The following is a 22,498-nucleotide window of genomic DNA, read 5'->3' on the forward strand; positions in this document are numbered from 1 at the left end:
TGCGTTTCGCTCCATCGAGGTCAGCCGAAGACCGCGCGCACGGACGCCTCGATCTCGGACTCGGGAATCTGGGCCTTGAACTCCTCAGGGAGCGGGTTGTCGAAGCTCACCATCTCCGCCATGGCGCGGTGGATGTCACGGTAGTTCTCGCGAGCGTCGACGGCCGTCGTCGTCAGCGTGAGGACCCCGAGGTTCCGCCCATCCGGGAAGGGCAGATACGCGGTCACCTCGTACAGGGAACGCTGCCGGGAGTCGGCCTGCTCCGGCAGCTCCACCAGTGACTCGGTGAAAGCACCGGGCCCGCAGGGCAGGTCCACCACGGCGATCGGCAGCGCGTTCTTGCGCGCGGTCGCCGCCTGCGCCGCCGCCAGCTTCGGCGGGGTCCAGGGGATCTCGCGACGGGCGAGCATGACGACCGACTCCAGCAGGGCGCCGTCGTCCCCCTCGTGGGCGCCGATGGCGAAGCTCACCACGCCTTCCCGCTGCATCTCCGAAGTGAGGGCCCTGGCCTGGGCGAGCTGCTCCAGGAAGCCGGCCTGCTGCTCATGAGGGACCAGTTCGAGGAGCGACTCGCCCACGCTGTCCGCGAACTTCCCTGTCAGCTCCTCGATCTGCTCGGAGCCGTACCGCCAGTGCTCGTGAAACTCGGCACGGGCGTCACCTAGCTCCTTGGTGCCGATGCCCTCCGCCGACACTTCCCGCATCCACAGCAAAGAGGGGCGGCCCGCAGACACGGCCGCCCCTCCACCGAACACGGTCAGCTCTCCGGCAGGTATCCCGTCTGGACGAGCTGGCCGCTCGACCGGCGCGAGATGAACTGGCCACGGCCCTGCGGCTGCGGAGTGGCCTTGATGTTGTTGAACACCGGGCCCTCCGACGGGTCACCGGACAGCACGATGCCCTGCGCGCCGAGTTCCTTGATCCGGGTGAGGACCGGCTCGAAGGAGGACCGCGAGGCACCGGAGGTGGAGCGGGCCAGGATGATGCGCAGGCCCAGGTCACGCGCGAACGGCAGGTACTCGAGGAGTACCGACATCGGGTTGCCCATCGACGTGGCGACGAGGTCGTAGTCGTCGATGAAGATGAACGCGTCGGGCTCGTTGTACCAGGAGCGGTTGCGCAGCTGGTCCGGCGTCACGTCCGGGCCGGGCATCCGGCGGCTCATCGAGCCGGCCAGCGACTCCATGACCTCCTGGAGCTGCGGACCCGAGGCGCAGTACTTGTACATGTGGCTCTCGGGCATCTGGCCGAGCAGCGCGCGCCGGAAGTCCGAGACCACGAACAGCGCCTTGTTGGGGGCGTACCGCTCGGAGATCTGCTTGGCCATGAACCGCAGCAGCGAGGACTTGCCGGACTCGCTCTCGCCGTAGACGACGAACAGCGGGTCCGTCTCGAAGTCCACGAAGACCGGCGAGAGGGTGAGCTCGTCGACGCCGACCGCGATACCGCGGCTGCCGAAGTCCCCGCCGCCGGGCAGCTCGGACGCGTGCAGCATCGTCGGCAGCATCCGCACCTTCGGGGCCGCCGGGCCCTGCCAGGCGTTGTTGACACTCTGCACGAGGTTCGCCATGCCGTCGGCGAGGTCCTCCACCTGCGTCGACCCGTCGATCCGGGGGGTGGCGGCCAGGTAGTCCAGCTTGTCCGGGGACAGACCGCGGCCGGGCTTGCCCATCGGCACGTTCTCGGCGCGCTTGCGGTCGAACTCCGACTCCATCGCGTCACCGAGGCGCAGTTCGAGACGGCTGAGGATCTGGTCGCGCAGTGCCGGCCGCATCTCCGTGTAGCGGGTCGCGGTGATGATCAGGTGGATGCCGAAACCGAGACCACGCTGAGCGATGTCCGCGATGACCGGGTCGAGCATCTCGTAGTCGTTCTTGAACGTCGCCCAGCCGTCGATGATCAGGAAGACGTCACCCCACTGCTGGTCGGGGTAGTGCCCCTGGGCCCGGCGGGAGCGGAAGGTGTTCATGGAGTCGATGCTCTTGGAGCGGAAGAACTCCTCACGGGCGCCCAGGATGCCGTGCACCTCCGCGACCGTACGGCGGACCTTCTCCTGGTCCAGTCGCGAGGCCGCGCCGCCCATGTGGGCCAGGTTCTCCAGCGCGAGCATGCCGCCGCCACCGAAGTCGAGGGCGTAGAACTGCACTTCGGCCGGGGTGTGGGTGAGCGCGAACGACGTGACCATCGTGCGCACGAGCGTCGACTTGCCGGACTGCGGACCGCCCACGATCAGCGCGTGACCGGCGGACCCCGACAGGTCCGCGTACATCACGTCACGGCGCTGCTCGAAGGGCTTGTCGACCAGGCCGACCGGGACGATCAGCTTGCTCTGGGCGTGGTAGCCCTCGGCGTGCAGACCGCGCTCAGCGCTGATGTTGAGGGCCGGCAGCACCTGGTCGAGGCTGAACGGCTCGTCCAGCGGCGGCAGCCACACCTGGTGGGCGGGCGGACCCTGACCGTCCAGGCGGCTGACGATGACATCGAGGACGGTGTCGGCCAGCGCGTCGTCGACCTGGTTGCTCCGGGTCTCCGGCTCCGGCTCGGCGAGGATCCGCACCGGCACCGGAGCGGCGGTGAACAGCACGGGGGAGCGGTCGATCCGGCCGCCGCCCTGGACCGTCGGCCCGTTCGGCCGGTAGGTCCCCGACACGTAGGCGGCCTTGAACTGCACCATCGTCTCGGTGTCGTACTTGAGGATGCCCGCACCGGGGACGTTCGGCAGGTGGTAGGCGTCGGGCACACCGATCGCCGTACGGGACTCGGCCGCGGAGAAGGTGCGCAGACCGATGCGGTACGACAGGAAGGTGTCCAGCCCCCGCAGCTTGCCCTCCTCGAGGCGCTGCGAGGCGAGCAGCATGTGCACACCCAGTGAACGGCCGATACGACCGATCTGGATGAACATCTCGATGAAGTCGGGCTTGGCGGCGAGCAGTTCGCTGAACTCGTCGATGATCAGGACGAGCGAGGGCAGCGGGTCGAGCGCGGCACCGGCGGCGCGCGCCTTCTCGTAGTCGGTGATGTTGGCGTAGTTGCCGGCCTGCCGCAGAAGTTCCTGGCGGCGGGTCAGCTCACCGGTGATGGAGTCGCGCATCCGGTCCACGAGCGTGAGCTCGTCGGCCAGGTTGGTGATGACCGCGGAGACGTGCGGCATGTTGCCCATGCCGGTGAAGGTGGCACCACCCTTGAAGTCCGCGAGGACGAAGTTGAGCGTCTCGGACGAGTGCGTCACCGCGAGGCCGAGGACCAGCGTGCGCAGCAGCTCCGACTTGCCGGAACCGGTGGCGCCGACGCACAGGCCGTGCGGGCCCATGCCCTCCTGCGAGGCCTCCTTGAGGTCCAGCATGACCGGTTCACCGCTCTCGCCGAGACCGATCGGCACGCGCAGCCGCTCGTGCAGGGTGCGCGGCCGCCAGGTGCGCGAGACGTCCACGCTCGCCGCGTCACCGATCTGCATCAGGTCGGTGAAGTCCAGGTTCGCCAGCAGCGGTTCGTCCGCATCGGCGGCACCGAGCCGCAGGGGCGCCAACTGGCGTCCCAGCGACTCCGCCTGCGCCTGCGACAGCACGTCGGGGACACCGGTGAAGACACCCGTGCCCGCCTCCAGCTCCATGCCGTCGGGCCACACCCGCACCGACAGCGAGCCACGCGCCTCGTCGAGTTCGCCGGGCACCACCTCGACGATGGTCACGCCCTGCAGGCCCTCCGCCGAGGCGAGGACCGAGTCGGCGGGGACACCGCCGCCGTCGAGTACGACGACCACGTGCGGCTGGTCGAGCACCGGCGAGCCGTCCCGGCTCCAGCGGGGGCGGCCCTCCAGCTGGTGGGCGATCATCTCCTCCAGCTCGCCGAGGTCGTAGCAGAGCAGACGGCGGCTGCCGGCGCCGTCGGACTCCTTGTGCTGCATGTGCGGCAGCCACTTGGTCCACTCCCAGTCCACCGCCGCACCCGGCGAGGCCACGACCGCGATCACCACGTCCTCGGGCGAGTGCAGCGAGGCCAGCTGACCGATGACCGACCGGGTCTGGCCGTAGACCGTCTCCGCGTCCCCGGAGATCGTCACGTGGTAGAAGGAGCGCAGCCCGATGGCCAGCGGGAGTTCACCGAGCGTGCCGTAGCTCGCGATGAACTGCTGCATCGCGTGCGCGGTCAGCGGCTCCAGCTCGTCCACCGGCGCGGTGTCGGGCGCGACCAGCGGCGTCGCCAACTGCTGCGGGCCCAGGCCGATCCGGACCTGGACGAAGTCCGGGTCCATGGCCCGCCGTTCCCACAGCCGCGACCCCTCGGCGACCAGCGCCCACAGCTGCTCCGGCGCCGGGTGCAGGTAGTACTGGGCGTCGCGCTGCTTGTGCACCGTGCGCCGCACCTCACGGCGCTTCTGCGCCAGGTACTTGAGGTAGTCGCGCCGGGCCTCGGCCATCTGACCGGAGGGTCCCTTGCGGGACCGCACGATCTGGGCGACCAGCATGGCGACCGTGGACACCATCATGAGTCCGCCCATGATCTTCATGAAGCCCTGGGCGCCGGGCATGAAGAAGAACGCCGCCGACGAACCCATGCCCAGCATGGGCAGCAGGTTCATCAGGAGGCTGTCGTCCTCGGTACGAGGGAGTTCGGGAGGGGACTCGAGCTTGACCTCCTCACTCGGCACCTCCGGCGGGAACACCCGCGGCGGGCGCTTGACGATGACGACGCTCACCGATCCACCAGTCCTTCACGCAATCGCAATGTCGAACCGCCCCCGTCGTGACGGCCCCCGTATGTTCGTCAACTCATGGGGCTTTGCCAACACATGAGCCGGGCGTTGATCCTACTGTTCTGCGGGCCCCTTGACCCGGGAGGGGATGGGGAGAAGCCGCAAGAGGACGGTAGGGTGACGCTCCAAACGAAGCGCGGAGCGGGAATCGCCCTGGCAAACCGCGACGAATCACCGAGTACTGGACTAGGGGGAACCGTCAGGTGAGTACGGTTTCAGCAACCGGATTCTGCCGGGTCACGGTGGCGGCACCGAACAGCCGGATCGATGTGGCACTTCCCGAGGACGTGCCGCTCTCTGACGTCTACCCGGAGATCCTGCGGCTGTCGGGACAGACACCCGAAGAGGCCGCGCCCACCGGGTACAACCTCGTACGCAGGGACGGCTCCGTCCTCGACGACGGCCGCTCGCTCGCCGAACAGCAGATACGCGATGGCGAATTGCTGCTCCTGCGGCCGTTCGCGGACTCCCTGCCGCCCGCCGTCTTCGACGATGTCGTCGACGCGGTGGCCGCCGTCGTCGAGGCCGACCGGCGCAGCTGGAACGACGGCATGATGCGTGTCGTCGGCCTGACCGCCGGCGCGCTGCTGCTGACGATGATGGCGCTGGCCCTGTGGTTCTCGGAGCCGCTGCGCCACGACATGCACGGACTGCCGGGCGTCATCGCCGGGGTCGCCGGTGTCGTCCTCGTCGCGCTCGCCTCCGTCCGCGCCCGGGTCTACGACGACCACCACGCGGCCGTGGCCCTCGGCCTCGCCTCGCTGCCGCACCTGATGGTCGGCGGCTCCGGCATCATGGCCCTCGACGCGGGCGAGGGCCCCGGACGGCTGAACCTCCTCGTCGGCTTCGCCGTCGTCCTCGTCGCCGCGGTGCTGCTCGTCCTGATGCTGCCCCAGAAGGACGCGCCCTTCATCGCCGCCGCGTTCGGCGCAGGCATCGGCGTCCTCGCCACCTTCGCCGCGATCGTCTCCGAGGCCGAGCCGCGCGAGGCCGCCGCCGTCACCGCCGTCGTCATGGTCGCCGTCATCGGCTTCCTGCCCGGCTGGTCCGCCCGCTTCTCCCGGCTGCCCATCGGCTTCCGCTCGCCCGACCAGATCGCCAAGCGCGGACGCGCCGAGGACCAGCAGGAGCAGGAGCCGGTCGACTACCAGCTCATCACCGACCAGGCCCGCCGCGGCCACGAGCTGCTGCTCGGCCTCGTCGGCGGCTCCGCGGTCACCGGCGTCGCCTCCGCCGGTGTGGTGCTCGGCTTCTCCAGCAGCGGCTGGGCCCAGCTGCTCTCGCTGGCGGCCGGCCTCGCCATGCTGATGCGGGCCCGGCTCTTCCTGTACACGTCCCAGGTCGTGACCCTGATGATCTCCGGCATCATCACCGTCAGCCTGCTGGTCCTCGGCCTCGCCCTGAACCCGCCGGCCGACATCATCAAGGACCTCATCTACGACCACAACAGCGCCCCGCTGGACATCCGCACCGTCTGGCTGTCCGCCGCGGTGGCCCTGGGTGCCACGCTCCTGGTGGCCATCGCCCTGATCGTGCCGCGCAAGGGCGTGACCCCCTTCTGGGGCCGGATGCTCGACCTGAGCGAGGGCGCGGTGCTCCTCTCCCTGGTCCCGCTGTGCCTCGCGGTCCTCGACCTGTACGCGGCGGCCCGCGGCATGACCAGCTGACGCCCCGCCCACACCTCACGGCGGCTGTCACCCGCACGGGTGGCAGCCGCCGCGGCATGTGTACGACGCCGGCGTGGGCCGGGGCACTGCCGTAGGGCTGATACGCTGGCTGACGGCCGTTTGTGTACGCACCCCCGGAGCTCACCGCTCTGGAGGCCGCGCCCAGCGGATCCCCGCCTCCCGAGTTACGGAAGCTCCCCTGAGAAGTGGACCAGGGGCACTCGGTGGCTACCCAAGAGACTACGAGGAGTACGCGTGTCGCTCGACGCCGCTACGAAGAAGCAGATCATCACCGAGTTCGGTACCAAGGAGGGCGACACCGGCTCCCCCGAGGTCCAGGTCGCGATGCTCTCGCGCCGTATCTCGGACCTGACCGAGCACCTCAAGACGCACAAGCACGACCACCACTCCCGTCGTGGTCTGCTGATCCTCGTCGGTCAGCGCCGCCGCCTTCTCCAGTACCTGGCGAAGAAGGACATCCAGCGCTTCCGTGCGCTGGTCGACCGCCTCGGCATCCGCCGCGGTGCGGCGGGCGCCAAGTAGGACGCCGTGAAGGGAGCGGTTCCCGAAACGATCGGGGACCGCTCCCTTTGCCGTACGTGCTCGACGTACGTGCGGAAACGTGCGCAGTGTCACACCCACTTTGTAGTGTGGTAGCACAACGCAGTATCACGAGGAGAAGTGCACCTCGCCGCCGCCGGTCCTCGGTAGTGGCCCCCGGGCCTTGCGAACCCGGGTGCTTCGATCGAAGACCGGCCCGCACCAGATGGAGCGCTTCTCCGCTCACGTCCCCCCGCCACACGGGCGGATCGGGACAAAAGACGCAACGCAGACGAAAAGTAACGGAGAAAACGCTAGTGGAGAACGAGACCCACTACGCCGAGGCCGTCATCGACAACGGCTCCTTCGGCACCCGCACCATCCGCTTCGAGACGGGCCGCCTGGCCAAGCAGGCCGCCGGCTCCGCCGTGGCGTACCTGGACGACGACACCATGGTGCTGTCGGCCACCACCGCCTCCAAGAACCCCAAGGACCAGCTCGACTTCTTCCCCCTGACGGTGGACGTCGAGGAGCGGATGTACGCCGCCGGCAAGATCCCCGGCAGCTTCTTCCGCCGTGAGGGCCGCCCCTCCGAGGACGCCATCCTCACCTGCCGCCTGATCGACCGCCCGCTGCGCCCGTCCTTCAAGAAGGGCCTGCGCAACGAGATCCAGGTCGTCGCCACGATCATGGCGCTCAACCCCGACCACCTGTACGACGTCGTGGCGATCAACGCTGCCTCCGCGTCCACGCAGCTGGCCGGTCTGCCCTTCTCCGGCCCGATCGGCGGCGTCCGCGTCGCGCTGATCAACGGCCAGTGGGTGGCCTTCCCGACGCACTCCGAGCTCGAGGACGCGGTCTTCGACATGGTCGTCGCGGGCCGCACCCTGGAGGACGGCGACGTCGCGATCATGATGGTCGAGGCCGAGGCCACCGAGAAGACCATCCAGCTGGTCAAGGGCGGCGCCGAGGCTCCGACCGAGGAGGTCGTCGCCGCCGGTCTGGACGCCGCGAAGCCCTTCATCAAGGTGCTCTGCAAGGCCCAGGCCGACCTCGCGTCGAAGGCCGCCAAGCCCACCGGCGAGTTCCCGATCTTCCTCGACTACCAGGACGACATCCTGGAGGCGCTGTCCGCCGCCGTCCGCCCGGAGCTCGCCTCCGCGCTGACCATCGCGGGCAAGCAGGAGCGCGAGGCCGAGCTGGACCGCGTCAAGGCGCTCGCCGCCGAGAAGCTCCTGCCGGAGTTCGAGGGCCGCGAGAAGGAGATCTCCGCCGCGTACCGCTCCCTGACCAAGCAGCTCGTCCGCGAGCGCGTGATCAAGGAGAAGAAGCGCATCGACGGCCGTGGCGTGACGGACATCCGTACGCTCGCCGCCGAGGTCGAGGCCATCCCGCGTGTGCACGGCTCCGCGGTGTTCGAGCGTGGCGAGACCCAGATCCTGGGCGTCACCACCCTCAACATGCTCCGCATGGAGCAGCAGCTGGACACCCTCTCCCCGGTGACCCGCAAGCGCTACATGCACAACTACAACTTCCCGCCGTACTCCACCGGCGAGACCGGCCGCGTCGGCTCCCCGAAGCGACGCGAGATCGGCCACGGCGCCCTCGCCGAGCGCGCCCTGGTCCCGGTCCTGCCGACCCGCGAGGAGTTCCCCTACGCGATCCGCCAGGTCTCCGAGGCGCTGAGCTCCAACGGCTCGACGTCCATGGGCTCGGTCTGCGCCTCCACCATGTCGCTGCTGAACGCCGGTGTGCCGCTGAAGGCCCCCGTCGCCGGTATCGCCATGGGCCTGATCTCCCAGGACATCGAGGGCGAGACCCACTACGTCACCCTCACCGACATCCTCGGTGCGGAGGACGCCTTCGGTGACATGGACTTCAAGGTCGCCGGCACCAAGGAGTTCGTCACCGCCCTCCAGCTCGACACCAAGCTGGACGGCATCCCCGCCTCCGTCCTGGCCGCCGCTCTCAAGCAGGCCCGTGACGCCCGCCTCCACATCCTCGACGTGATGATGGAAGCGATCGACACGCCGGACGAGATGTCCCCCAACGCCCCGCGGATCATCACCGTCAAGATCCCCGTGGACAAGATCGGCGAGGTCATCGGCCCCAAGGGCAAGATGATCAACCAGATCCAGGAGGACACCGGCGCGGACATCACGATCGAGGACGACGGCACCATCTACATCGGTGCGGTCGACGGTCCCTCCGCCGAGGCCGCCCGCACCACGATCAACAGCATCGCCAACCCGACGATGCCGGAGGTCGGCGAGCGCTACCTGGGCACGGTCGTCAAGACGACCACCTTCGGTGCGTTCGTGTCGCTGCTCCCGGGCAAGGACGGTCTGCTGCACATCTCGCAGATCCGCAAGCTCGCCGGCGGCAAGCGCGTGGAGAACGTCGAGGACGTGCTCGGTGTGGGCGCCAAGGTCCAGGTCGAGATCGCCGAGATCGACTCCCGCGGCAAGCTCTCCCTGATCCCCGTGATCGAGGGCGAAGACGCCGAGGACGACAAGAAGGACGACACCGACAAGTGACGTCGAGCAGCTCCACGGCGACGGCCCGCACCTCTTCGGAGGCGCGGGCCGTCGCCCGTACCCAAACCCTGATCAAGGGCGAGAACGGCATCGGCACCGTCCGCAAGACCACCCTCCCCGGTGGCCTGCGCATCGTCACCGAGACCCTCCCCTCGGTCCGCTCCGCGACCTTCGGCATCTGGGCGCACGTCGGCTCCCGCGACGAGACACCGTCCCTGAACGGCGCCACGCACTACCTGGAGCACCTCCTCTTCAAGGGCACCACTCGTCGTAGCGCGCTGGACATCTCCTCCGCCCTCGACGCGGTCGGCGGCGAGATGAACGCCTTCACGGCGAAGGAGTACACGTGCTACTACGCGCGCGTGCTCGACGCCGACCTGCCGCTGGCCATAGACGTCGTCTGCGACATGCTGACGGGCTCGCTCATCCTCGAAGAGGACGTCAACGTCGAGCGGGGCGCGATCCTCGAAGAGATCGCCATGACCGAGGACGACCCGGGCGACTGTGTGCACGACCTGTTCGCGCACACCATGTTCGGCGACAACCCCCTCGGCCGCCCGGTCCTCGGCACGGTGGACACCGTCAACGCCCTCACCGCCGACCGCATCCGCCGCTTCTACAAGAAGCACTACGACCCGACCCATCTCGTCGTCGCGGCCGCCGGCAACGTCGACCACAACAAGGTCGTACGACAGGTGCGCGCAGCCTTCGAGAAGGCCGGCGCCCTGAAGAGCCCCGACGCCATGCCCATCGCCCCGCGCGACGGCAGGCGCGCCCTGCGCACCGCGGGCCGCGTCGAGCTGATCGGCCGCAAGACCGAGCAGGCCCACGTCGTCCTCGGTATGCCCGGCCTGGCCCGCACGGACGAGCGCCGCTGGGCCCTCGGCGTGCTCAACACCGCCCTCGGCGGAGGCATGTCCTCGCGCCTCTTCCAGGAGGTCAGGGAGAAGCGCGGACTGGCGTACAGCGTCTACTCGTACACCTCCGGCTTCGCCGACTGCGGCCTGTTCGGTGTGTACGCCGGGTGCCGGCCCTCGCAGGTCCACGACGTGCTGAAGATCTGCCGCGACGAACTCGACCAGGTCGCCGAACACGGCCTCTCGGACGACGAGATCGGCCGTGCCATCGGCCAGGTGAGGGGCTCCACGGTCCTGGGCCTGGAGGACACCGGCGCGCTGATGAACCGCATCGGCAAGAGCGAGCTGTGCTGGGGCGAGCAGATGTCCGTCGACGACATGCTGGCCCGGATAGCGTCGGTCACCCCGGACGACGTGCGTGCGGTCGCCCGCGAGATCCTGGGACAGCGTCCGTCGCTGTCGGTCATCGGCCCGCTGAAGGACAAGCAGGCGGCCCGACTGCACGAGGCCGTCGCCTAATCCACCCCGGTTGCATCGGTTAAGGAAGCAAGAAGATGAGCAAGCTGCGCGTGGCGGTCCTCGGAGCCAAGGGCCGGATCGGCGCCGAGGCGGTCAAGGCCGTCGAGGCCGCCGAGGACATGGAGCTGGTGGCCGCCCTCGGCCGGGGCGACACACTGCAGACCCTGGCCGAGACCGGCGCGCAGGTCGCCGTCGAACTGACCACGCCGGCCTCGGTGATGGCCAACCTCGAGTACTGCGTCGGCCACGGCATCCACGCCGTCGTCGGTACGACGGGCTGGACCGACGAGCGCCTCGAGCGGCTGAGGGGTTGGCTGGACGCCTCCCCGCAGACCGGCGTCCTCATCGCGCCCAACTTCTCCATCGGGGCCGTCCTGACGATGAAGTTCGCGCAGATCGCCGCGCCCTACTTCGAGTCCGTCGAGGTCGTCGAGCTCCACCACCCCAAGAAGGTCGACGCCCCGTCCGGCACCGCCACACGCACGGCCCAGCTCATCGCCGAGGCCCGGCGCGCGGCGGGCACGGCCCCGGCGCCGGACGCCACGGAGACGGCCCTGGACGGGGCGCGCGGCGCGGACGTCGACGGGATCCCCGTCCACGCCGTCCGCCTGCGCGGTCTGCTCGCCCACCAGGAGGTCCTGCTCGGCGGGGAGGGCGAGACCCTGACGGTCCGCCATGACTCCCTCCACCACAGCAGCTTCATGCCGGGCATCCTGCTCGGCGCCCGCCGAGTGGTCACGACCCCGGGCCTGACCTTCGGCCTGGAGAACTTCCTGGACCTGGGCTGATGCGCGCCAAGCTGTCCTACGCCGTCACGGCCGCCGTCCTGGTCTTCTACTTCGTCCTGGTCGGCAGCCGAGGCGTCATGCTGATCCAGTCCGGCACCCTCATCACCGTCACCTTCGGCGGCGCGGTGCTGATCCTGCCGGTGATCGGCGTGTGGTTCCTGTGGAAGAGCACCCAGTTCGTCCGCAGGGCCAACGCTCTCGCCGCGGAGCTCGACGCCGAGGGCGGCCTGCCCGTCGACGAGCTTCAGCGCACGCCCGGCGGCCGGATCGACCGTGACTCGGCCGACGAGGTCTTCGCCAAGCGCAAGGCCGAGACGGAGGCGGCTCCCGACGACTGGCGCAGCTGGTTCCGCCTCGCCGTCGCCTACCACGACGCCCGCGACACGCCCCGGGCGCGCAAGGCGATGCAGCGCGCGATAGCCCTGCACGACGGCAGGCCCGTCCAGCAGCTCTGAAGCCCCGGCATGGCGAAGGGGGCCGGTCCTGGTGCGGACCGGCCCCCTTCGCCATGCATCCCTGTCGGGCTCATACCCGCCCGTACTCCGCGGCCCAGGCCTCCACCGCGTCCGCGGCCCGCTCGAACGCCTGGCCGCGCGCGAGGAAGTCCGCGTTGTGCGTGGTCAGCAGCGGCGACACGTCCTGCGGTGCCTGGCCCTGCCGTACGAGGGTCAGGGCCTGCCCCTGGACCGTGCGCGGCAGTCCGAGCCAGCGCACCGGCTGCTGTGCCGTCCGCACGGCGACGACCCGCTCCCAGGACACCGTACGAGTGAGGAGGAAGCCCACTCGGCGCACCCCGCGAGCGCTGACCCACACACCCATGCGCAGCAGCCGTAGCGCACCGACGATGACGAGGACCGCGATGCCGAACACCACACCGGCCTCGGACGGCGAGTCCGTCAGCGCGATGATCACCGCCGCGAACAGCACGTACGAGGCGAGCAGCAGCAGGATCGCGGCTACGCCCACCCGCCACGGACCGGGCCGGTAGGGCCGGCGCCAGTGGTCACGGTTGTCGAACGGCAGCGCGACGTCGTCCGTCGTCTCGAATGCGCGGTCGGCCGTCAGGAAGGGCAGGGGCACGGCGGGTCCTCACTCGATCCATGCGGTGGGCTGTGCCCGGTGAGGCTATCCGCCGGTAACCCTGTCGGCCACCTCAGGGGGGCCAGGGGGGTACCTCCCACGCCATTCGGGCAGTGGGGGAGCGTCAGCGCCCCTGGGAGGCCTGCGACTGCTGGTTCTGGACGGGCGCCTGATCCTGTGACAGCGCCGGCATCCCGAGGACCAGGGATCCGACGAGTCCGGCGACGATGGTGAGTCCCGTCAACCAGCGTCCGGCGATCTCACCGGCGGACGCCCTCTGGCGGGGTGGAGGGGTGACATTGCTGCGGAACCTGTCGGCTTCGGCGAGAAAGGCGAACGGTACGGGCTCGCGCCGACGCAACAGCATGGGGGTACTTCTCCCTTCGGGGATCGAACGAATCGCTGCTGTCTGTACAGACGAGCGGTTGCCGCAAAAGGTGCCCGGTTTCGCCGACTTAACTCGGTCACGACAGTGAAAGTCCCGTTTGGCGGGTCGTAGAGTGGCGTCGCCATACGACGAGCTGGGAAGGACCCCCCGAACCGTGACCCCCACCCCCGACGACGATTTCAAGATCGAGCTGCGCGACGACGTCACTGTCGAACTGGTCAAGCACAGCGCGGCCGACTCCGACGTGCTGTTCGCCGCCAGGGTGTCGACCGTCGGAGAGCAGTCCCTGGAAGAGCTGACCAAGGACCCGGAGCGTTCCAAGGGCCTGATCAACTACCTGATGCGGGACCGGCACGGCAGCCCGTTCGAGCACAACTCCATGACCTTCTTCATCAACGCCCCGATCCTCGTCTTCCGCGAGTTCATGCGGCACCGCGTGGGCTGGTCGTACAACGAGGAGTCCGGCCGCTACCGGGAGCTCCAGCCCGTCTTCTACGTCCCCGGCCCCGACCGCAAGCTCGTCCAGCAGGGCCGCCCGGGCAAGTACGTCTTCGTCGAGGGCACCCCCGAGCAGCACGAGTCCGTCGGCAGCGCCATGGAGGAGTCGTACCGCCAGGCGTACCGCGCCTACCAGGAGATGCTCGCGCAGGGCGTCGCCCGCGAGGTCGCCCGCTCGGTGCTCCCCGTCGGCCTGTTCTCCTCGATGTACGCCACCTGCAACGCCCGCTCGCTCATGCACTTCCTCGGTCTGCGCACCCAGCACGAGCAGGCGAAGGTGCCGTCCTTCCCGCAGCGGGAGATCGAGATGGTCGGCGAGAAGATGGAGGCGGAATGGGCCAAGCTCATGCCGCTCACCTACGCCGCCTTCAATGCGAACGGCCGTGTGGCGCCGTAACGGACGCCTGTTTCCCCGCGGAGCACAGATGTGCGGGTCCTCCCGGCGAAGTGTCCGTATTGCGGCATTTAGAGAAGTTCATCTAGCCTGATCAAACGGACCCGGCACTGCTTGAACCCCCGAGCAGGCAGTGCCGGGCTCCGCATTTGTCAGCACTTGTCGCGTCCCCCTAGGGCAGACCCCACCTTGAGCAACGAGTAGCGTGTTACCCATGGCTCCGACCTCCACTCCGCAGACCCCCTTCGGGCGGGTCCTCACCGCCATGGTCACGCCGTTCACGGCGGACGGCGCACTCGACCTCGACGGCGCACAGCGGCTCGCCACCCACCTGGTGGACGCAGGCAACGACGGCCTGATCATCAACGGCACCACCGGCGAGTCCCCCACCACCAGTGACGCGGAGAAATCGGACCTGGTACGAGCCGTACTGGAGGCGGTCGGCGACCGCGCCCACGTCGTCGCCGGCGTCGGCACCAACGACACCCACCACAGCATCGAGCTGGCGCGGGCCGCCGAGAAGGTGGGCGCGCACGGCCTCCTGATCGTGACGCCGTACTACAACAAGCCCCCGCAGGAGGGCCTGTACCGGCACTTCAAGGCCGTCGCCGATGCCGCAGAGCTGCCCGTCATGCTCTACGACATCCCGGGCCGCAGCGGCGTCCCAATCAGCACCGAGACCCTGGTCCGGCTCGCCGAGCACCCACGGATCGTCGCCAACAAGGACGCCAAGGGCGACCTCGGCCGCGCCAGCTGGGCCATCGCCCGCTCGGGCCTCGCCTGGTACTCCGGCGACGACATGCTGAACCTCCCGCTGCTCTCCGTCGGCGCGGTCGGCTTCGTCTCGGTCGTCGGCCATGTGGTCACCCCGGACCTGCGCGCCCTGGTCGAGGCGTTCGTCTCCGGCGACGTACAGAAGGCAACCGAGATCCATCAGAAGCTGCTCCCCGTGTACACCGGCATGTTCCGCACCCAGGGCGTGATGACGACCAAGGCCGCGCTCGCCCTCCAGGGCCTGCCCGCCGGGCCCCTGCGCGCCCCCATGGTGGAGCTTTCCACCGACGAGATCGAGCAGCTCAAGATCGATCTTGCCGCCGGCGGGGTACAGCTCTAGCACCAGACTTCGCGCGCCCGGCGCGCAACCGGACTCAACAACTGAATACGCGGGCCACCGGTGCCCGCACCACAACGACAACTGCTACACGCACGAACGTCACGCACGCCATGTGCCCCACCGGTACGTGGCGTGTGTGGTGAGGAGAGTCTTTTGAGTCATCCGCATCCTGAACTGGCCCCGCCCCCGCCGCTTCTCGAAGGCGCCCTGCGGGTCACCCCACTCGGTGGTCTCGGTGAGATCGGCCGAAACATGACGGTCTTCGAGTACGGCGGCCGCCTGCTGATCGTCGACTGCGGTGTGCTCTTCCCGGAGGAGGAGCAGCCCGGAATCGACCTGATCCTGCCGGACTTCTCGTCCGTCAGGGACCGCCTCGACGACATCGAGGGCATCGTCCTCACACATGGCCACGAGGACCACATCGGTGGTGTCCCGTTCCTCCTCCGCGAGAAGCCGGACATCCCCCTGATCGGCTCCAAGCTGACCCTCGCGCTCATCGAGGCCAAGCTCCAGGAGCACCGCATCCGCCCCTACACCCTCGAGGTGGCGGAGGGACACCGCGAGCGCATCGGACCCTTCGACTGCGAGTTCGTCGCGGTCAACCACTCCATCCCCGACGCCCTGGCGGTCGCCATTCGCACGCCCGCCGGCATGGTGGTCCACACGGGCGACTTCAAGATGGACCAGCTCCCGCTGGACGGCCGTCTCACGGACCTGCACGCGTTCGCGCGGTTGAGCGAGGAGGGCATCGACCTCCTTCTCTCCGATTCCACGAACGCCGAGGTCCCGGGCTTCGTCCCGCCGGAGAAGGACATCTCGAACGTCCTGCGGCAGGTCTTCGGCAACGCCCGCAAGCGGATCATCGTGGCGAGCTTCGCCAGCCACATCCACCGCATCCAGCAGATCCTGGACGCGGCCCACGAGTACGGCCGCCGGGTCGCCTTCGTCGGCCGCTCGATGGTCCGCAACATGGGCATCGCGCGCGACCTCGGCTATCTGAAGGTCCCCCCGGGCCTGGTCGTCGACGTCAAGACACTCGACGACCTCCCGGACCACGAGGTGGTCCTGGTCTGCACGGGCTCCCAGGGCGAACCGATGGCAGCCCTGTCCCGCATGGCCAACCGCGACCACCAGATCCGGATCGTCAACGGCGACACGGTGATCCTCGCGTCCTCGCTGATCCCCGGGAACGAGAACGCGGTCTACCGCGTGATCAACGGCCTGACCCGCTGGGGCGCCAACGTCGTCCACAAGGGCAACGCCAAGGTGCATGTCTCGGGCCACGCGTCCGCGGGCGAGCTCCTGTACTTCTACAACATCTGCCGGCCGAAGAACCTGATGCCGGTCCACGGCGAATGGCGGCACCTGCGCGCCAACGCCGAGTTGGGCGCCCTGACCGGCGTCCCGCACGACCGGATCGTCATCGCCGAGGACGGTGTGGTCGTCGACCTGGTAGAGGGCAAGGCGAAGATCTCGGGCAAGGTCCAGGCGGGATACGTCTACGTTGACGGCCTCTCGGTCGGCGATGTCGGTGAGCCGGCCCTCAAGGACCGCAAGATCCTCGGCGACGAGGGCATCATCTCGGTCTTCTTGGTGGTGGACTCGTCCACCGGCAAGATCACGGGCGGCCCGCACATCCAGGCCCGCGGCTCCGGCATCGACGACTCGGTGTTCAGCGACGTGATCCCGAGGATCACCGAGGTTCTGGAGCGCTCGGCGCAGGACGGCGTGGTCGAACCCCACCAGCTGCAACAGCTGGTGCGGCGGACCCTGGGCAAGTGGGTCTCCGACACCTATCGCCGCAGGCCGATGATCCTCCCTGTGGTGGTGGAGGTCTGACGGACCGTCGGACACTCGTCCGAGTGAACCGGGAGCGGGGCGCCTCGATTTGCATCGAGGCGCCCCGCTCCAGTACGTTTACGGCTCCGCCCGAGGGGGAACCCGGCAGCTTCGTGCTCCGGAGCCAGCCTCCGGGGGGCGGGAATTCCGACTCAGAACTTCTGATAAAGTCGGAGCCGCCGGAAAGGGAAACGCGAGAGCGGGAACCTGGAAAGCACCGAGGAAATCGGAACCGGAAACGGTCTGATAGAGTCGGAAACGCAAGACCGAAGGGAAAGCCCGGAGGAAAGCCCGAGAGGGTGAGTACAAAGGAAGCGTCCGTTCCTTGAGAACTCAACAGCGTGCCAAAAATCAACGCCAGATATGTTGATACCCCGTCTCCAGCATCTGCTGGGGCGAGGTTCCTTTGAAGTAAAACACAGCGAGGACGCTGTGAACGGTCGGGCTTATTCCGCCTGACTGTTCCGCTCTCGTGGTGTCGACCGGATTACCGGTAAACATTCACGGAGAGTTTGATCCTGGCTCAGGACGAACGCTGGCGGCGTGCTTAACACATGCAAGTCGAACGATGAACCACTTCGGTGGGGATTAGTGGCGAACGGGTGAGTAACACGTGGGCAATCTGCCCTTCACTCTGGGACAAGCCCTGGAAACGGGGTCTAATACCGGATACCACTACCGCAGGCATCTGTGGTGGTTGAAAGCTCCGGCGGTGAAGGATGAGCCCGCGGCCTATCAGCTTGTTGGTGAGGTAATGGCTCACCAAGGCGACGACGGGTAGCCGGCCTGAGAGGGCGACCGGCCACACTGGGACTGAGACACGGCCCAGACTCCTACGGGAGGCAGCAGTGGGGAATATTGCACAATGGGCGAAAGCCTGATGCAGCGACGCCGCGTGAGGGATGACGGCCTTCGGGTTGTAAACCTCTTTCAGCAGGGAAGAAGCGAAAGTGACGGTACCTGCAGAAGAAGCGCCGGCTAACTACGTGCCAGCAGCCGCGGTAATACGTAGGGCGCAAGCGTTGTCCGGAATTATTGGGCGTAAAGAGCTCGTAGGCGGCTTGTCACGTCGGGTGTGAAAGCCCGGGGCTTAACCCCGGGTCTGCATTCGATACGGGCTAGCTAGAGTGTGGTAGGGGAGATCGGAATTCCTGGTGTAGCGGTGAAATGCGCAGATATCAGGAGGAACACCGGTGGCGAAGGCGGATCTCTGGGCCATTACTGACGCTGAGGAGCGAAAGCGTGGGGAGCGAACAGGATTAGATACCCTGGTAGTCCACGCCGTAAACGGTGGGAACTAGGTGTTGGCGACATTCCACGTCGTCGGTGCCGCAGCTAACGCATTAAGTTCCCCGCCTGGGGAGTACGGCCGCAAGGCTAAAACTCAAAGGAATTGACGGGGGCCCGCACAAGCAGCGGAGCATGTGGCTTAATTCGACGCAACGCGAAGAACCTTACCAAGGCTTGACATACGCCGGAAAGCATCAGAGATGGTGCCCCCCTTGTGGTCGGTGTACAGGTGGTGCATGGCTGTCGTCAGCTCGTGTCGTGAGATGTTGGGTTAAGTCCCGCAACGAGCGCAACCCTTGTCCTGTGTTGCCAGCATGCCCTTCGGGGTGATGGGGACTCACAGGAGACCGCCGGGGTCAACTCGGAGGAAGGTGGGGACGACGTCAAGTCATCATGCCCCTTATGTCTTGGGCTGCACACGTGCTACAATGGCAGGTACAATGAGCTGCGATACCGTGAGGTGGAGCGAATCTCAAAAAGCCTGTCTCAGTTCGGATTGGGGTCTGCAACTCGACCCCATGAAGTCGGAGTTGCTAGTAATCGCAGATCAGCATTGCTGCGGTGAATACGTTCCCGGGCCTTGTACACACCGCCCGTCACGTCACGAAAGTCGGTAACACCCGAAGCCGGTGGCCCAACCCTTTGTGGGAGGGAGCTGTCGAAGGTGGGACTGGCGATTGGGACGAAGTCGTAACAAGGTAGCCGTACCGGAAGGTGCGGCTGGATCACCTCCTTTCTAAGGAGCATCTAGGCCGCCGAGCGTGCTTGGTGGTCCAGGGCCATTACGTCGGCACACGTTCGACGGTGGTTGCTCATGGGTGGAACGTTGATTATTCGGCACTCTCAGTCATCTCGGGCTGCAAGTACTGCTCTTCGGAGCGTGGAACGCTGATCACGAGTGGCGGGGGTGCCGGGCACGCTGTTGGGTGTCTGAGGGTGCGAGCGTTGCTCGTCCTTCGGATGCCGGCCCCAGTGAACTCGGAGTGAAGCTCCGGGGTGATGGGTGGCTGGTCGTTGTTTGAGAACTGCACAGTGGACGCGAGCATCTGTGGCCAAGTTTTTAAGGGCGCACGGTGGATGCCTTGGCACCAGGAACCGATGAAGGACGTGGGAGGCCACGATAGTCCCCGGGGAGTCGTCAACCAGGCTTTGATCCGGGGGTTTCCGAATGGGGAAACCCGGCAGTCGTCATGGGCTGTCACCCATACCTGAACACATAGGGTATGTGGAGGGAACGCGGGGAAGTGAAACATCTCAGTACCCGCAGGAAGAGAAAACAACCGTGATTCCGGGAGTAGTGGCGAGCGAAACCGGATGAGGCCAAACCTACGACGTGTGAGACCCGGCAGGGGTTGCGTCGTGGGGGTTGTGGGATCTCTCTTTCACAGTCTGCCGGCTGTGAGGCGAGTCAGAAACCGTTGATGTAGGCGAAGGACATGCGAAAGGTCCGGCGTAGAGGGTAAGACCCCCGTAGTCGAAACATCAGCGGCTCGTTTGAGAGACACCCAAGTAGCACGGGGCCCGAGAAATCCCGTGTGAATCTGGCGGGACCACCCGCTAAGCCTAAATATTCCCTGGTGACCGATAGCGGATAGTACCGTGAGGGAATGGTGAAAAGTACCGCGGGAGCGGAGTGAAATAGTACCTGAAACCGTGTGCCTACAAGCCGTGGGAGCGTCGGACATCAAGCTTGCTTGGTGTCTCGTGACTGCGTGCCTTTTGAAGAATGAGCCTGCGAGTTTGCGGTGTGTTGCGAGGTTAACCCGGGTGGGGTAGCCGTAGCGAAAGCGAGTCCTAATAGGGCGTTTGAGTAGCACGCTCAAGACCCGAAGCGGAGTGATCTAGCCATGGGCAGGTTGAAGCGGAGGTAAGACTTCGTGGAGGACCGAACCCACCAGGGTTGAAAACCTGGGGGATGACCTGTGGTTAGGGGTGAAAGGCCAATCAAACTCCGTGATAGCTGGTTCTCCCCGAAATGCATTTAGGTGCAGCGTCGTGTGTTTCTTGCCGGAGGTAGAGCACTGGATAGGCGATGGGCCCTACCGGGTTACTGACCTTAGCCAAACTCCGAATGCCGGTAAGTGAGAGCGCGGCAGTGAGACTGTGGGGGATAAGCTCCATGGTCGAGAGGGAAACAGCCCAGAGCATCGACTAAGGCCCCTAAGCGTACGCTAAGTGGGAAAGGATGTGGAGTCGCAGAGACAACCAGGAGGTTGGCTTAGAAGCAGCCACCCTTGAAAGAGTGCGTAATAGCTCACTGGTCTAGTGATTCCGCGCCGACAATGTAGCGGGGCTCAAGCGTACCGCCGAAGTCGTGTCATTGCAGCAATACGCCCAACGGCGGCTGTGATGGGTAGGGGAGCGTCGTGTGCCGGGTGAAGCCGCGCCGGAAGGCAGTGGTGGACGGTTCACGAGTGAGAATGCAGGCATGAGTAGCGATACACACGTGGGAAACGTGTGCGCCGATTGACTAAGGGTTCCTGGGTCAAGCTGATCTGCCCAGGGTAAGTCGGGACCTAAGGCGAGGCCGACAGGCGTAGTCGATGGATAACCGGTTGATATTCCGGTACCCGCTGTGAAGCGTCAAACACTGAACCAGGCGATGCTAAGTCCGTGAAGCCGCCCCGGAGCCTTCGGGCAAAGGGGAGTGGTGGAGCCGGCGAACCAGACTTGCAGTAGGTGAGTGATGGGGTGACGCAGGAAGGTAGTCCAGCCCGGGCGGTGGTTGTCCCGGGGTAAGGGTGTAGGACGTCAGGTAGGTAAATCCGCCTGGCAATAGTCTGAGACCTGATGCCGAGCCGATTGTGGTGAAGTGGATGATCCTATGCTGTCGAGAAAAGCCTCTAGCGAGTTTCATGGCGGCCCGTACCCTAAACCGACTCAGGTGGTCAGGTAGAGAATACCGAGGCGTTCGGGTGAACTATGGTTAAGGAACTCGGCAAAATGCCCCCGTAACTTCGGGAGAAGGGGGGCCATCACTGGTGAGAGGACTTGCTCCTCGAGCTGGGGGTGGCCGCAGAGACCAGCGAGAAGCGACTGTTTACTAAAAACACAGGTCCGTGCGAAGCCGTAAGGCGATGTATACGGACTGACGCCTGCCCGGTGCTGGAACGTTAAGGGGACCGGTTAGTCCGACTTCGGTCGGGCGAAGCTGAGAACTTAAGCGCCAGTAAACGGCGGTGGTAACTATAACCATCCTAAGGTAGCGAAATTCCTTGTCGGGTAAGTTCCGACCTGCACGAATGGCGTAACGACTTCTCGACTGTCTCAACCATAGGCCCGGTGAAATTGCACTACGAGTAAAGATGCTCGTTTCGCGCAGCAGGACGGAAAGACCCCGGGACCTTTACTACAGTTTGATATTGGTGTTCGGTTCGGCTTGTGTAGGATAGCTGGGAGACTGTGAACTCCGGACGCCAGTTCGGGGGGAGTCGTCGTTGAAATACCAGTCTGGTCGTGCTGGATGTCTAACCTGGGTCCGTGATCCGGATCAGGGACAGTGTCTGATGGGTAGTTTAACTGGGGCGGTTGCCTCCTAAAGAGTAACGGAGGCGCCCAAAGGTTCCCTCAGCCTGGTTGGCAATCAGGTGTTGAGTGTAAGTGCACAAGGGAGCTTGACTGTGAGACCGACGGGTCGAGCAGGGACGAAAGTCGGGACTAGTGATCCGGCGGTGGCTTGTGGAAGCGCCGTCGCTCAACGGATAAAAGGTACCCCGGGGATAACAGGCTGATCTTCCCCAAGAGTCCATATCGACGGGATGGTTTGGCACCTCGATGTCGGCTCGTCGCATCCTGGGGCTGGAGTCGGTCCCAAGGGTTGGGCTGTTCGCCCATTAAAGCGGTACGCGAGCTGGGTTTAGAACGTCGTGAGACAGTTCGGTCCCTATCCGCTGCGCGCGCAGGAATATTGAGAAGGGCTGTCCCTAGTACGAGAGGACCGGGACGGACGAACCTCTGGTGTGCCAGTTGTTCTGCCAAGGGCATGGCTGGTTGGCTACGTTCGGGAGGGATAACCGCTGAAAGCATCTAAGCGGGAAGCCTGCTTCGAGATGAGTATTCCCACCCCCTTTGAGGGGTTAAGGCTCCCAGTAGACGACTGGGTTGATAGGCCGGATCTGGAAGCCCAGTAATGGGTGGAGGTGACCGGTACTAATAGGCCGAGGGCTTGTCCATATTTGCTCGCGTCCACTGTGTTAGTTCTGAGGCAACGACTGTGTGTTTTCCGGTCTGAGTT

Annotated in this window: 13 protein-coding genes and 2 rRNA genes; 11 read left to right on the top strand and 4 right to left on the bottom strand. The window is 66.3% G+C overall.

Annotation, left to right across the window (positions count from 1 at the left end):
• Positions 1–20: 20 nt before the first annotated feature.
• Together QF027_RS34905 and eccCa are read right to left on the bottom strand one after the other, a co-directional pair.
• Positions 21–734, bottom strand: coding sequence for a hypothetical protein (locus QF027_RS34905; RefSeq protein WP_307079112.1), 714 nt, complete (start codon positions 732–734; stop codon positions 21–23).
• A gap of 23 nt (positions 735–757) precedes the next feature.
• Positions 758–4,696 (bottom strand): type VII secretion protein EccCa, encoded by a 3,939-nt coding sequence (gene eccCa / locus QF027_RS34910; RefSeq protein ID WP_306975607.1) that lies wholly within the window; start codon positions 4,694–4,696, stop codon positions 758–760.
• Between the two features lie 260 nt (positions 4,697–4,956).
• On the opposite strand from eccCa, the gene eccD reads away from it, so the two are divergent.
• The 6 genes from eccD (at position 4,957) to QF027_RS34940 (ending at position 12,116) form a co-directional block, all read left to right on the top strand.
• A complete protein-coding gene (eccD, locus tag QF027_RS34915; protein ID WP_306975605.1) occupies positions 4,957–6,420 on the top strand; it encodes a type VII secretion integral membrane protein EccD in 1,464 nt (487 codons plus the stop codon).
• 255 nt (positions 6,421–6,675) lie between these two features.
• Positions 6,676–6,963 carry a 30S ribosomal protein S15 gene (gene rpsO / locus QF027_RS34920; RefSeq protein WP_005479656.1) on the top strand — a complete coding sequence of 96 codons (288 nt, stop codon included), beginning with the start codon at positions 6,676–6,678 and terminating at the stop codon, positions 6,961–6,963.
• Between the two features lie 314 nt (positions 6,964–7,277).
• Positions 7,278–9,497, top strand: coding sequence for a polyribonucleotide nucleotidyltransferase (locus QF027_RS34925; protein WP_307079114.1), 2,220 nt, complete (start codon positions 7,278–7,280; stop codon positions 9,495–9,497).
• Entirely contained in the window at positions 9,494–10,873 is a 1,380-nt protein-coding gene (locus QF027_RS34930) for a M16 family metallopeptidase (RefSeq protein WP_307079116.1), read from the top strand. Before QF027_RS34925 ends, QF027_RS34930 begins: the two co-directional genes overlap by 4 nt.
• A 35-nt stretch (positions 10,874–10,908) precedes the next feature.
• A complete protein-coding gene (gene dapB, locus QF027_RS34935) occupies positions 10,909–11,661 on the top strand; it encodes a 4-hydroxy-tetrahydrodipicolinate reductase (RefSeq protein WP_307079117.1) in 753 nt (250 codons plus the stop codon).
• The gene (locus tag QF027_RS34940) at positions 11,661–12,116 is read left to right on the top strand and encodes a hypothetical protein (RefSeq protein ID WP_307079121.1); all 456 of its coding nucleotides are present in this window, start codon (positions 11,661–11,663) and stop codon (positions 12,114–12,116) included. Before dapB ends, QF027_RS34940 begins: the two co-directional genes overlap by 1 nt.
• A 70-nt stretch (positions 12,117–12,186) precedes the next feature.
• Here QF027_RS34940 and QF027_RS34945 read toward each other — a convergent pair whose 3' ends face one another.
• The gene (locus tag QF027_RS34945) at positions 12,187–12,741 is read right to left on the bottom strand and encodes a hypothetical protein (RefSeq protein ID WP_306975595.1); all 555 of its coding nucleotides are present in this window, start codon (positions 12,739–12,741) and stop codon (positions 12,187–12,189) included.
• A gap of 124 nt (positions 12,742–12,865) precedes the next feature.
• Positions 12,866–13,105 (bottom strand): hypothetical protein, encoded by a 240-nt coding sequence (locus QF027_RS34950; protein WP_306986513.1) that lies wholly within the window; start codon positions 13,103–13,105, stop codon positions 12,866–12,868.
• Positions 13,106–13,283: 178 nt separating this feature from the next.
• Between QF027_RS34950 and thyX the strand changes: the two genes are divergently transcribed.
• From thyX to QF027_RS34975, 5 genes are all read left to right on the top strand, one after another.
• Positions 13,284–14,024 carry an FAD-dependent thymidylate synthase gene (thyX, locus tag QF027_RS34955; RefSeq protein WP_306975594.1) on the top strand — a complete coding sequence of 247 codons (741 nt, stop codon included), beginning with the start codon at positions 13,284–13,286 and terminating at the stop codon, positions 14,022–14,024.
• Positions 14,025–14,235: 211 nt separating this feature from the next.
• Positions 14,236–15,135 carry a 4-hydroxy-tetrahydrodipicolinate synthase gene (dapA, locus tag QF027_RS34960; RefSeq protein WP_307079123.1) on the top strand — a complete coding sequence of 300 codons (900 nt, stop codon included), beginning with the start codon at positions 14,236–14,238 and terminating at the stop codon, positions 15,133–15,135.
• Between the two features lie 153 nt (positions 15,136–15,288).
• Positions 15,289–16,974: a ribonuclease J gene (locus QF027_RS34965; RefSeq protein ID WP_306975590.1), complete on the top strand. Its 1,686-nt coding sequence runs from the start codon at positions 15,289–15,291 to the stop codon at positions 16,972–16,974.
• Positions 16,975–17,474: 500 nt separating this feature from the next.
• A 16S ribosomal RNA gene (locus tag QF027_RS34970) occupies positions 17,475–19,000 on the top strand.
• A gap of 314 nt (positions 19,001–19,314) precedes the next feature.
• Positions 19,315–22,437, top strand: a 23S ribosomal RNA gene (locus tag QF027_RS34975).
• Together the 16S and 23S rRNA genes form the textbook arrangement of a ribosomal RNA operon.
• Positions 22,438–22,498 lie beyond the last annotated feature (61 nt).

The organism is Streptomyces canus (assembly GCF_030816965.1).
GTDB lineage: Bacteria > Actinomycetota > Actinomycetes > Streptomycetales > Streptomycetaceae > Streptomyces > Streptomyces canus_E.